The organism is Streptomyces sp. NPDC023527, from assembly GCF_055560115.1.
Genome location: NZ_JBVHJJ010000012.1, coordinates 105,932 through 118,372, shown reverse-complemented (window position 1 = coordinate 118,372; position 12,441 = coordinate 105,932). Strand labels below are relative to the sequence as shown.

The following is a 12,441-nucleotide window of genomic DNA, read 5'->3' as shown; positions in this document are numbered from 1 at the left end:
AGCGAGAGAGCGAGGAGATGCGCGGTGCCGACAGGGGTAGCCATGCGCGACGCGCGTGAGCAGCTGTTCGAGGCCGCCGAGCGCGTCCTGCTCCGGGACGGGCCGAGCGCACTGACCAGCCGGGCGGTCACCACCGAGGCAGGCTGTGCCAAGGGCGTCCTGCACCGGCACTTCGCCGATTTCGACGCCTTCCTCGCCGAGCTCGTACGGGACCGCACCGCCCGGCTCGACGACCGCGCCGCCGTCCTGCGCGCCACCGCCGGGACCGGCACGGTCGCCGACAACCTCACCGGCGCGCTGACGGACCTGTTCGAGTCGATCGCCGTGGCGATCGTCGGCCTCGTCACCTCCCGGGACGGCCTGCGCGCCCGGCTGCGTGAGGCCAGGCCGACCGGTGTCCCGATCCTCGCGGAGGCGACGGCCGTGATCGCCTCGTACTTGACCGCCGAGCGGGAACGGGGCCGCGTCGCGGCGGATGCCGATGTCGACACGCTCGCTCCCACGCTGATCGGGGCCGGACACCTGCTGTTCGCCGACCGGAAAGGCGCCCCGCCGGAAGCCGGAGCCGTCCACAAGGTCGTGACCACGGTCATCGCCGGCGTCGTGCGGGAACCGCCGCCATGAGAGGCGTCGCGTGGTTGGGCCGGACCTGTATCCGTATCCCGTCACCCCACCCCCGGCCCAACTCCCGGGATTCCTGGTCGCCGGCCCACCTGATTGCCGTAGCGTGCCGCCACGCACAGCACGGGAGGAAGGGAGGGGAAGCGTGGACGAGGAGGAGGACCGAAGGCTGCGGGCGATCGCACCGGAGATCTCCCAAGTGACCATCGGCCTGATGCGGACGGTCGTCGGTCTCGAACCGGCGGAGCGGGTGCCGGAAGAGGCGATGGGGGTCGCGGACAGGGTCCTGGCGAAACATGGCACCGACGGGCTACGGGTCCTGATCATGAGCCTCTCGGGGTGGATGGCGGTCGGCATCGAGAACGTCGCCCAGCTGACCGGACAGACCAACGAGGCCGTCATCGACACGATCGAACTGACGTGCCTGGAGGCCAACCCCGACGGCTGAGTCCACGGCGGACTCACGGTCGGGGACGCCGGGCGCCGCTCGGCCTCGCGCCCCCGGCCGCACCGTCACCGGCTCCCGGATCCGGCTGCCCGCAAGAGCTGTGCCGGTGACCTGCGAAGACCTACGCGGCACGCCCTGACGAATGCGTACCTGGTCAGAGGCGAACTGAGTACGTGTACTCAGGCCGCCGGCACGCCCCGCCATGATGCTGTGGACATGTTCAATCACAGCGTTGCCGCAGCTCAGCCGGGGGATCCAGGGGGAGTGGGCATCACCTCCGTCGGTTCGTACCTGCCGGACCGGACGATGACCTCCGAGCGACTGCGGGAGCAGGTCGCCGCGAGCAGCGGCCTGACCCTGCCCCAGGGGCTCTTCGAGAGGGCGACGGGCATCCGCACGCGCCGATGGGCGGACGACGGCGAATACGCCTCCACCCTGGCCGTGGGAGCCGCCCGCCGAGCCCTGCGGGCGGCCGGCCTGGACGCGTTCGACATCGACCTGCTGATCTTCGCCTCCGCCACGCGCGACGTCGTCGAGCCGGCCACGGCCCACATCGTGCAGGCCGAACTCGGCTCGAAGGCACACGCGTTCGACGTGAGCAACGCCTGCAACAGCTTCCTCAACGGAATCGACACGGCCCAGGCCATGATCCTGGCCGGCCGCGCGCGGCGAGCCCTGGTGGTCACCGGCGAGACGCCCAGCCGCGCCGTACGCCACACGCCGGACGGCCCCGCGCAGTTCCGCGACGGCTTCGCCGGTTACACCTTCGGCGACGCGGGCGCGGCGGTGGTCCTCGAACGGGTCGAGCGGGGCGGCATCATCGACGTCGGGACCGGGACCCACTCCGAACACTGGGCGGTCGGCGGCATCTTCGGCGGCGGCTCGCGCCATCCGCGCGGCGACGAGCACACCTACTTCCACGGTGACGGCCACGAGCTGCGCGAGGTCTTCGAGAAGACCGGCACGGCCGTCCTCGACCGCGTACGGGGCCGCACCGGACTCGACTGGGCCGACTACCGCAAGGTCCTCGTCCACCAGGTGACGCTGCCGTACCTGCGGCGGTTCGTCGAGCTCACCGGGGTCCCCGAGGACAAGCTCGTCCTGACCGTTCCCGAGCTCGGCAACCTCGCCAGCGCCACCCTCGGGGTCCAACTGGACCGTGTGCACGCCGGACTCGCCCCCGGCGACCGGGTCCTGTTCGTCGGACTCGGCGGCGGCATCAGCATGATGACCATGGTCTGGGAGAAGTCATGACCCGGCTGTGGGTGGTGGTGCCCGCACACCAGGAAGCCGCGCGCATCGACGGCACCCTGCGCGCCCTCGCCGCGCAGCACGACCGGGACTTCACCCTCCTCGTCGTCGACAACGCCTCGACGGACGACACCGCGGACATCGCCCGTGCCTTCGCCGCCGACGCCCCGTTCCCCGTCCACGTCATCGACGAACCGGAGAAGGGCGTGGGCAGCGCCGTCGACACGGCCTTCCGGTACGCCATCGACCACGGCGCCGACCTCCTCGCCCGTACGGACGCCGACTGCCTGCCCCGCCCCGGCTGGACGGCCGCCGCCCGCACCACGCTCGACAGCGGACCGTCCATGGTGTGCGGGCGCATCGAGGCCCGGCGCGACGAGCACGGGCCGGTCGGCCGCGCCGTGTTCCGCGCCATGGTGGCCACCGCCGCCGCCTTCGGCAGGCTGCGGCCGGTCCACAGCCGGCGGCACGGCTACCTCGCGCCCTACCGGATGCACGCGGGCAACAACATGGCGATCACCGCCGAGCTCTACCTACGGGTCGGCGGCATGCCCCGGCGGCCTTCCCCCACCGACCGCGCCTTCCTCAACCGCGTGCGCCGCCACACCACCGACATCGCCCGGTGCCGGTCCATGGTGGTGGAGAACTCCACCCGCCGGATCCGGCAGTTCGGCGTCGTCGGCACCGCCCGCTGGTACCTCGACCAGGGCAGCGGCACCCGAGGGGAGGACCCGCGCTGATGCTGGAACGACTCGCCCGTGAACTGAGAAGGAACGGCCACCGCCCCGCCGTGCTGGCCGCCACCCGCACCGGCGCCGTCCGGGTCCGCGTCACCTGTGGACAGCTCGCCGACCTCGCCGACGGCTACGCCGCCGCACTGCACCGGCACGGCCTGACGGCGGGGGACACCGTCGGCGTCGCCGTACGGCCGGGGCCGCGCGCGCTGGCCGTACTGCTCGCCGTGGACCGGCTCGGGCTGCGCGCCGCGGTCCTGGACCCGGGCGCCGGGCCCGAAGTACTGCGTGCCCGCCTCGCCCTGGCACGGCCGTCGCTCGTGCTCGCCGACGCCACGGCCCAGGCCGTCGCCGGCTGGGCCCGCCCGCTGGCCCGCCGCGCCCACCTGGCCCTGCCCGACCTCACCGAGCTGGGCCCGGTGGTGACACTCGGCCCCCGGCTGCCCGGCTGCGCCGAGGCCCTGGAGCCGGCTCCGCCGCGCACGGCCCTGCCCGCCCGGCCGGACGGGGACGGTGACGCCGTCATCGTCTTCACCTCCGGCACCACCTCCCGGCCCCGCGCCGTGGTCCACACCCGCTCCTCGATCGCCGCCGGCATGGCCGGCGTCACCGACCTCTTCCACCCGCGGCCGGGCGAACCCGTCCTCGGCGGCACCTTCTTCGTCCTCGTCCCCGCCCTGGCCCACGGCGCGCCGGTCGCCCTCCCAGCACGTTCGCCACGCCGGCTCGCCCGCCAACTGGCCCGGCTGAACCCCGGCGCCACCTACCTGACACCCCCTCGACTACGCGCCGCGCTCGCCCAGGGAGCCCGCTTCACCGGGCGGGTCTGGACCGGCTCCGCGCCCGCGAGCGCCGACCTGCTCACCCGCGTCAAGCGGGCGGGCGCCGACGAGGCGTGGGGCGTCTACGCCCTGACCGAGCTGTTCCCGGCGGCGGCCGTCGAGCAGGCCGAGAAGGCGGCCTACGACGGCGAGGGCGACCTCGTCGGCACGCCGCTGCCCGGCGTCGAGGCGAAGCCCGACGCGACCGGACAACTCCTGCTCGCCGGACCCGCCGCCCGCGACCGCTACCTCGGCGAGGACCCGGACCCCTGGATACGCACCGGCGACCGCGGCCGGCTCGAAGAGGGCCGCATCGTGCTGGCCGGCCGCTGCAAGGACATGGTGCTGCGCGGCGCCGAGAACATCTACCCGGGCCTGTACGAACCGGCCCTCCACGTACCCGGCGTCGAACTCGCCCTCCTCGTCGGCGTCCCGGCCCACGACGGCGACGAACGGCTCGCCGCCGTCGTACAGCCCCGCGCGGGCGCCGACCACCGCGCCGTACGCGCCGCCCTGGCCGGCCCCCTGGCCCGCATGGGCACCGCCAGGCCGGACGCGGTACTCCTCGCGGACATCCCCCTGTCGGGCCGCTCGCGCAAACCGGACCGGCAGGCGACCGCACGGTGGGCTGCCGCACGGCTGGAAGGGAGCGGACGATGACGGCGGCGACGCGGACTCCGGCGGACACCTCATCGACGAAGTCCTCGCCGTTCCCGGCCCGCGCGGCCCGCCGCCGTGACCGGCGGGTCTACCTGGCCGGCGGCCACCCCGTGCTCTTCGCCCTCCTCGCCGCGACCCGCCGCAGGCCCGTGGTCCGCCTGGGCCGCACCGTGCTCGTCCACGAAGCCGACGCCTTCCGGGAAGCACTGACCCGTATACCGCTGGACCGGCAGGCGGCCGGTACGACCGGGCAGGCCGCGCGCGCCGCCCTGGGGGGACCGGACGGCCACGGCCCGGCCGGCGTGCTGTTCGACCAGCGGGGCGGCGAACACCGCGCCGCACGCCGCACGCTCGCGGGCGACCTGTCCGCCGCCGGCGTGGAGCGGCTGCGCCCCGTCTGGACGGACGTCCTCGCCCGCCGCCTGGCACCGCTCGCCGAGGGCCGCGCCGTCGACCTCGTGCCGGTGGCGCGCGAACTGGCCGGAGCCACGGCCCGCGCCCTGCTCGGCGCGGACGCCGACCCGCTGCGGCTCGCCGACGCGGCGGCCGACGCCGCGTACACGGCCGTACGCGGCCACCTCCCCGGCCCTCCCCGCCCCGGTTCCGCCGCTGCCGCCACCGAGGCGGCGGCGCGGCTGCGGTCCGTACTGGACGGGCCGGAAGGCGGGCCCACCGGCGAGGATTCCGCGCTGCGGGCGATGCTCGCCGTGGCGTCCGTGACCACCGTCGTCGCCGCACTGCCCCGGGCCGCGGCGTGGTGCGCCGACGCCGCATGGTGGGACCTCGCCGCCGACGAGGCCCGGCGCCCCACGCTGGTCGACGAGCTGCTGCGGGTGACCGCGCCGTCCCCGCTGCTGCCCCGCGTCGCCGCCGGGCCCGGCACCCTCGGCGGCTGTCCCGTACGCCCCGGCGACCGGCTCGCGCTCGTCGCCCGGCACGCCGTCCGCGCGCACGGCGACGACCCCGACTGCCACCGCCCCGCCCCCGCCGCCGTGGCCCGGCTGGTGTTCGGCGCAGGCCCCCATGCCTGCCCCGGCGCCCGCCTGGCCCATACCCAACTCGCCGACACGCTGGCCGCGTTGGCCCCCTACCGGCCGGTCGTGGCACGGGCCCGCGCCGACCGCCGCGCCGCGCTTCCCGGCTGGCGCTCCCTCGTCCTCCGCCCTCAGGAGACTCCGTGAAGCCGTCGATACGCGTCGCCGTGACCGGGGCCGCCGGATTCTGCGGCTCCCACATCGCCGCCTCGGCGGCGGCCGCCGGAATGGACGTGGTCTGCGTAGGACGCAGACCCGGACCGGTCGGCCGGCACGTCCCGTGGGACGCCGCGCGGAGCGTGCCCGACCTCGGCGGCGCGGACGCGGTGATCCACTGCGCGGCGGCCGTGGACGACCCGGCCCCCGGATCACGGACGGCCGAGGCCCGGATGCGCGCGGTCAACGTCGACGGCACCGCCCGCCTGGTCGAGGCCGCCCGGGGCCGCCCGGTCGTGTGGGTGAGCAGCGCCAGCGTCTACGACCCCCGCCGCGACCGCACCCGGATACGGGAGGACCACCCGGTCTCCGGCCACCTCAACGCCTACGGGCGCACCAAGGCCGCCGGCGAACGTCTCGCGCTTGCGGCGGGCGCGGCCGTCCTGCGGCCCCGCGCCGTCTACGGCCCCGGCGACCCCCACCTGCTGCCGCGCCTGCGCGACCGGGTCCGGGCCGGGACGCTGCTGCTCCCCGGCCCGGACGTCCGGCTGAGCCTGACGGCGGTCGAGAACCTCGCCGACGCCTGCCTGGCGGCCGTGGGCTGGCCTCCGGGCGCGTACAACATCGCGGACGCCGTTCCGTACGGGCGCGACGACGCCGTACGGCGCGTGTTGCGCGCCCACGGTGTCCCGGTCCGTATCCGCCACCTGCCCCTCGGTGCGGCCACGGCGGCGGCGAGGGCCTTGGAGACGCTCGCCCGCCTCCGTCCGGCGCACGAGCCGGCCCTCACGCGGTACGCGCTCGATCAGCTCGCGCACCCGGTCGTGCTCGACGTGACCAAGGCCCGGGACCGGGGCTGGGAACCGCGGCACACGCTCGACGACTTCCTGACGGCGCGGGCCGGAACGCGGCTCCCCTGACATGTGGTCAGGTGGAGCCCCGGGCGGTGCCGCGTCCGCCACGTCCCTCACCCCGGCCCGAGCGAGGCGCTGCGGGTAGGATTCCGGCGTCGAGAGCCGCGCCGGGTACGGAAGAACCGATCACCCGGGAGCCTCCTCGCCCTTCCGGCGCCGGGCCGACGCGCCCGCCCGCCGAGCCCGTGCCGGGCCGAGCGCGCTCCGGCGGACACCGACGCAGGACAGGTTCCCCATTCCCTTGCTCCCTTCCCCACTGTCCGCGGCCGCGCGGCTGCGCGGTCGCCGCCCGTCCTGGCTGTCCCCGAAAATCTTCCGCACCGAGGTGCTGGCGGGTCTGGTGGTGGCGCTGGCGCTGATCCCCGAGGCGATCTCGTTCTCGGTCATCGCCGGTGTCGACCCGAGGGTCGGCCTGTTCGCGTCGTTCACCATGGCCGTCACCACCGCGATCGTCGGCGGCCGCCCCGCCATGATCTCGGCGGCGACCGGCGCCGTCGCGCTGGTCATCGCCCCCGTCAATCGCGAACACGGTCTCGGCCACCTGATCGCCTGTGTCATCCTCGCCGGCGTCTTCCAGATCGTCCTGGGGGCGGTCGGCGTCGCGAAGCTGATGCGGTTCGTACCGCGCAGCGTGATGGTCGGCTTCGTCAACGCCCTCGCGATCCTGGTCTTCCTGGCCCAGGTGCCCGAGCTGCGCGACGTGCCGTGGGCCGTCTATCCCCTGGTCGTCGCGGGCATCGCGCTGATGGTGCTCTTCCCGAGGATCACCAGGGCCGTGCCCGCGCCGCTGGTCTCCGTCGCCATCCTCACCGCCGTCACGGTGGCGGCGGGCATCGCGGTGCCGACGGTGGGCGACAGGGGAGACCTGCCCTCCTCGCTGCCGGTGCCGGGCCTGCCCGATGTGCCGTTCACGATGGAGACGCTGACGACGATCGCCCCGTACGCGCTGGCGATGGCGCTGGTCGGGCTGATGGAGTCGCTGCTGACCGCCAAGCTCGTCGACGACATCACGGACACCCGTTCCGGCAAGACCCGCGAGTCGATGGGTCAGGGCGTCGCCAACATCGTGACCGGGTTCCTCGGTGGCATGGGCGGTTGCGCGGTGATCGGCCAGACGATGATCAACGTACGGGTCTCCGGCGCCCGGACCCGGCTGTCGACCTTCCTGGCGGGTGTCTTCCTGCTGGTGCTGTGCGTCGCCTTCGGCCCGGTCGTCTCCGGCATCCCCATGGCCGCCCTCGTCGCCGTCATGATCATGGTGTCGTTCGCGGCGTTCGACTGGCACTCCATCGCCCCGAGGACGCTCAAGCGCATGCCCGCCGGGGAGATCGCGGTCATGGTGATCACCGTGGCGTGTGTGGTCGCCACCCACAACCTGGCCATCGGTGTGGTCGTCGGCACGATCACCGCCGTGGTCATATTCGCCCAGCGCGTCGCCCAGCAGGCCACGGTCACCTCGGTCACCGACCCCGCCGGGGGCAGCGTCGTCCACGCCGTCACCGGCCAGCTCTTCTTCGCCTCCGCCAACGACCTCGTCGGCCGCTTCGACTACGCGGGCGACCCGGACACGGTCGTCATCGACCTCACTGGTGCCCACATATGGGACGCCTCCTCCGTCGCCGCGCTGGACGCCGTCACGGCCAAGTACGCCGGCCACGGCAAGTCCGTGGAGATCATCGGCATGAACCGGCCGAGCGCGAAGATGCACGACGCGCTGTCGGGGGAGCTGACGGGCGGCCACTGACGCCGACGCCGGTGGCGCGCGGACCGCTCATGGTCCTCGGAGTTCCCGCCCGGTGGCACGTTATCGGCCACCTCGATCACGGAACGCGCCGCGTCGGGGCCGTCCCGGGTGACCCTGGCTCGGCTTGATCGAAATGCGGCCATCGCGGCATAAGCGGACAGGATCACTGCCCTCGACGGCCGTGGATCGCCAGTGGCCACCCCTGGCACCGGGGTGGGCCGCGCGAAACCGCGTCCGTCCGATGGCGCGAATGCGCCGGTGCCATCCCAGCCGTCTCGACCAACATCATTAAGCGCTGCTTCACTTGCGCGGCGGGAGTCCCTCGTCGCCCCATCGGGCGATTCCAGGGGCTCCCTCTTGACGCATGCGCCCAGATGGAGGGACCCGGGATGTCGACCGCAGCGCACCGGCAGCAGGAGCAGCCCGAACAGCAGGCAGGCAGGGCGCAGCTCGGCCTGGGGATCGCCGCCGCGCGAAACCTGGCGACCACCACCAAGAGCGTCCCGCAGATGCAGGGCATCAGCTCGCGGTGGCTGCTGCGCATGCTGCCGTGGGTGGAAGTCAAGGGCGGCACGTACCGGGTCAACCGGCGCCTGGCGTACGAGGTCGGCGACGGCCGGGTCACCTTCGTCCAGGAAGGCTCCGCGGTCAGGGTCGTCCCCGCGGAGCTGGGGGAACTGCCGCTGCTGCGCGGATTCCACGACGACGACACCCTGCGGGCACTGGCCGAGCGGTGCCGGCAGCAGGAGTACGAACCCGGCCAGGTGATCGCCGAACGGGGCCGGGCCGTCGACCACGTCTATCTGATCGCGCGCGGCAAGGTGGAGAAGGCCGGCGTCGGACGGTACGGCGAGGAGACCCGGCGCGGCGTGCTGGCCGACGGCGGGTTCTTCGGCGCGCAGGTGGTGGCCCAGGAGCCGGGCGTGTGGGAGTTCACCGCACGCGCGATGACGGCGTGCACCGTACTCGCCCTGCCCCGGGCCGCGTACGAGGAGGTGGCGGCCCGCGACGAGCGGCTGCGGACCCACGTCCGGCACCGCGAGGCCGAGAAGGCACGGCCGCACAACAAGAAGGGCGAGGCGAACATCGCCCTCGCCTCCGGCCACACCGGCGAGCCGGTGCTGCCGGGCACCTTCGTCGACTACGAGCTCGCCCCCCGCGAGTACGAACTGAGCGTGGCCCAGACGGTGCTGCGGGTGCACAGCCGGGTCGCCGACCTCTACAACGACCCGATGGACCAGGTCGAGCAGCAGCTGCGCCTGACCATCGAGGCGCTGCGCGAGCGCCAGGAGTCCGAGCTGGTCAACAACCCCGAGTTCGGCCTCCTGCACAACGCCGACCACAGCCAGCGCGTCTCCACCCACTCAGGCCCGCCCACCCCCGACGACATGGACGAGCTGCTGAGCATGCGGCGGGGGACCAAGGCGTTCTTCGCCCACCCCCGGGCCGTCTCCGCCTTCGCCCGCGAGTGCAACAAGCGGGGCCTGTCCTTCGACAGCGCCGACGTGGGCGGACACCAGGTTCCCGCCTGGCGGGGCGTGCCGATCCTGCCCTGCGGCAAGATCCCCGTTTCGGACGAGGGCACCTCCGCCATCCTCGCCATGCGTCTGGGCGAGGACGAGCAAGGAGTGGTCGGTCTGCGGCAGACCGGGATCCCCGACGAGTACGAGCCGGGCCTGAACGTCCGGTTCATGGGCATCAACGATCAAGCCCTCATCTCCTATCTGGTGAGCACCTACTATTCGGCAGCCGTTCTCGTTCCCGACGCGCTCGGCGTCCTGGAGAACGTCGAGGTCTTCCACACCCCGTCCTGACGCGCACCACCACCGGAACGGAGAGAAGGACCTGTGTCATTGCTGTCCCGGATCACCGCGCCCACGGCCCGCCATGACGTCGCGCGGCTCGCGGCCACGCTGCTCACCCACCACCAGGGCGTGAGCCGTTCCGCGCCGCGGACGCTGCCCGGAACCGCGCCCCGCCCGGTGGGCACCACCCTGCCCACCGGACCGACGGGGCTGGGCACCTCCGCCGCCCGTATCGCGGCGCGTGCCACGGCCGGGAAGGCGACCGGGAAACCGGCCGACGGCACCCCCGGCGCCCCGGACGCGCGCGGTTCCGGCGTCCCGGAGCTGTACTGCCCGCCCCCGCTCCGGGACGACCCGGCCCTCGGCCGGGAGGTCAACGACCGGCTGGTGGAGTGGGCCGACGGGGTCGGCATCTACGCCGGACGCCTCGACCGCGTCCGCGCGGCCGACTTCGGGCGCCTGATGATGCTGGCCCACCCCGACACCGACGAACCGGACCGGCTGCTGGCGGCGGGTAAATGCGCGCTGGCCGAATGGGCCACGGACGACTACTACTGCGACGACGAGACCGTCGGCTCCAAACCCGAACTCCTCGGCTCGCACCTCGGACTCGCCTACGCGGCCCTCGACCCCGCCCACCTCCCGGCCCGTTATGTGCCCGCATGGGAAAGAGACATGGAGGGCGACCCCGTACGGGTCGCCCTGCGCTCGGCACTCGGACACCTGGCCCGATACGCCGAGCCGTCCCAGATCGCCCGGCTCCGGCACGAGGTCGCCGTCCTCTTCGTCGGCTACGGGCAGGAAGGCTCCTGGCGCTCCCGGGGCCACATGCCCAGCGTCCACGAATACCTGGCACACCGTCAGATCAACAGCTTCCTCCCCTGCATCGCGCTGACCGACGCGGTGGGCGGCTACGCCCTGCCCGCCACCGAGTACGCCGACCCCCGGGTGCGCCGCGCCGTGACAACGGCCGCCACGGCCAGCACCCTCGTCAACGACCTGTACTCCATGACGAAGGAACACGACTCCTCGGGCGTGGAGTTCAACCTGCCCACCGTGATCGCCGAGGAGGAGCGGTGCTCACCGCGCGAGGCGATCGAACGGAGCGCGGAGATCCACGACGAGCTGGTGCGCGCCTACGAGACGGAGGCCGCCGCCCTCGCCCTCACCGGCTCGCCCCAACTGCGCCGGTTCCTCGCAGGGGTATGGGCCTGGCTCGGCGGCAACCGCGAATGGCACGCCGGGAGCCCCCGCTACAACGGCGCGTGACCCCCGCCCTCTCTCCTGTCACCACACAACGTCCCCCTGCACGCATGCCGTAAGGAGCACCCCATGACGACCACGCCCGCCCCCGCCGGCGTCCTGCGCACCGCCTACCAGAAGTCCGTCGCGGAGTACTGGAACAACGAGAGGGACCCGGTCAACCTGCGCCTGGGAGACGTCGACGGCCTCTACCACCACCACTACGGGATCGGCGACTACGACCCCTCCGTCCTGGAGGGCCCCCAGGAGACCCGGGACGAGCGGATCATCGAGGAACTGCACCGGCTGGAGTCGGCCCAGGCCGACGTCCTCCTCGACCACCTGGGCCCCGTAGCCCCCGAGCAGCGCCTGCTGGACGCCGGCTGCGGCCGCGGCGGCACCAGCATCATGGCCAACGCGCGCTTCGGCTGCCAGGTCGACGGCATCTCCATCTCGCAGTCCCAGGTCGACTTCGCCAACGGCCAGGCCCGCAAGCGAGGCGTGGAGGACAAGGTCCGCTACCACTTCGCCAACATGCTGGACACGGGCCTCCCCACCGGCGCCTTCCAGGGCATCTGGAACAACGAGTCCACCATGTACGTGGACCTGTTCGAACTCTTCTCCGAGCACGCCCGCCAGCTGGCGTACGGCGGCCGCTACGTCACCATCACCGGCTGCTACAACGACGTCACGGGCGGCCGCTCCAAGGCCGTCAGCCGCATCGACGAGCACTACACCTGCAACATCCACCCGCGCAGCGCCTACTTCAAGGCCATGGCCGCCAACGGCCTCGTGCCCATCAACGTCGTCGACCTGACGGCCGCCACGATCCCGTACTGGGAGCTGCGCGCGAAGTCCTCCCTCGCCACCGGCGTCGAGGACCCGTTCCTGACCGCGTACCGCGAGGGCAGCTTCCACTACCTCCTCATCGCCGCCGACCGCATCTGACCACCGGCCCCGTTCGTACGCGCGGAGGGCTGCTCAGCGCACCGGCGGTGGCGCGGGTGAACA

General features: G+C 73.5%; 11 protein-coding genes. All 11 read left to right on the top strand.

Annotation, left to right across the window (positions count from 1 at the left end; genetic code table 11):
• Window positions 1-24 precede the first annotated feature (24 nt).
• The 11 genes from ACZ303_RS23645 (at window position 25) to ACZ303_RS23595 (ending at window position 12,378) form a co-directional block, all read left to right on the top strand.
• Window positions 25-624, top strand: coding sequence for a TetR/AcrR family transcriptional regulator (locus tag ACZ303_RS23645; protein ID WP_467342076.1), 600 nt, complete (start codon window positions 25-27; stop codon window positions 622-624).
• Window positions 625-766: 142 nt separating this feature from the next.
• Window positions 767-1,069, top strand: a complete 303-nt coding sequence (locus ACZ303_RS23640) for a hypothetical protein (protein WP_467342075.1) — start codon at window positions 767-769, stop codon at window positions 1,067-1,069.
• Between the two features lie 264 nt (window positions 1,070-1,333).
• A complete protein-coding gene (locus ACZ303_RS23635) occupies window positions 1,334-2,323 on the top strand; it encodes a 3-oxoacyl-ACP synthase III family protein (RefSeq protein WP_467342072.1) in 990 nt (329 codons plus the stop codon).
• The gene (locus ACZ303_RS23630) at window positions 2,320-3,060 is read left to right on the top strand and encodes a glycosyltransferase family 2 protein (protein WP_467342071.1); all 741 of its coding nucleotides are present in this window, start codon (window positions 2,320-2,322) and stop codon (window positions 3,058-3,060) included. The genes ACZ303_RS23635 and ACZ303_RS23630 overlap by 4 nt, the downstream gene beginning before the upstream one ends.
• Window positions 3,060-4,535 (top strand): class I adenylate-forming enzyme family protein, encoded by a 1,476-nt coding sequence (locus tag ACZ303_RS23625; protein ID WP_467342069.1) that lies wholly within the window; start codon window positions 3,060-3,062, stop codon window positions 4,533-4,535. The genes ACZ303_RS23630 and ACZ303_RS23625 overlap by 1 nt, the downstream gene beginning before the upstream one ends.
• Entirely contained in the window at window positions 4,532-5,716 is a 1,185-nt protein-coding gene (locus tag ACZ303_RS23620; protein WP_467342067.1) for a cytochrome P450 family protein, read from the top strand. The genes ACZ303_RS23625 and ACZ303_RS23620 overlap by 4 nt, the downstream gene beginning before the upstream one ends.
• Window positions 5,713-6,645, top strand: coding sequence for an NAD-dependent epimerase/dehydratase family protein (locus tag ACZ303_RS23615; RefSeq protein ID WP_467342065.1), 933 nt, complete (start codon window positions 5,713-5,715; stop codon window positions 6,643-6,645). Before ACZ303_RS23620 ends, ACZ303_RS23615 begins: the two co-directional genes overlap by 4 nt.
• Window positions 6,646-6,895: 250 nt before the next feature.
• Window positions 6,896-8,383 carry a SulP family inorganic anion transporter gene (locus ACZ303_RS23610; protein ID WP_467342323.1) on the top strand — a complete coding sequence of 496 codons (1,488 nt, stop codon included), beginning with the start codon at window positions 6,896-6,898 and terminating at the stop codon, window positions 8,381-8,383.
• 389 nt (window positions 8,384-8,772) lie between these two features.
• Window positions 8,773-10,197: a family 2B encapsulin nanocompartment shell protein gene (locus ACZ303_RS23605; RefSeq protein ID WP_467342064.1), complete on the top strand. Its 1,425-nt coding sequence runs from the start codon at window positions 8,773-8,775 to the stop codon at window positions 10,195-10,197.
• A gap of 33 nt (window positions 10,198-10,230) precedes the next feature.
• Window positions 10,231-11,457, top strand: a complete 1,227-nt coding sequence (locus tag ACZ303_RS23600; RefSeq protein ID WP_467342062.1) for a family 2 encapsulin nanocompartment cargo protein terpene cyclase — start codon at window positions 10,231-10,233, stop codon at window positions 11,455-11,457.
• 63 nt (window positions 11,458-11,520) lie between these two features.
• Window positions 11,521-12,378, top strand: coding sequence for a geranyl diphosphate 2-C-methyltransferase (locus tag ACZ303_RS23595; protein WP_467342061.1), 858 nt, complete (start codon window positions 11,521-11,523; stop codon window positions 12,376-12,378).
• The last annotated feature ends 63 nt before the right edge of the window (window positions 12,379-12,441 follow it).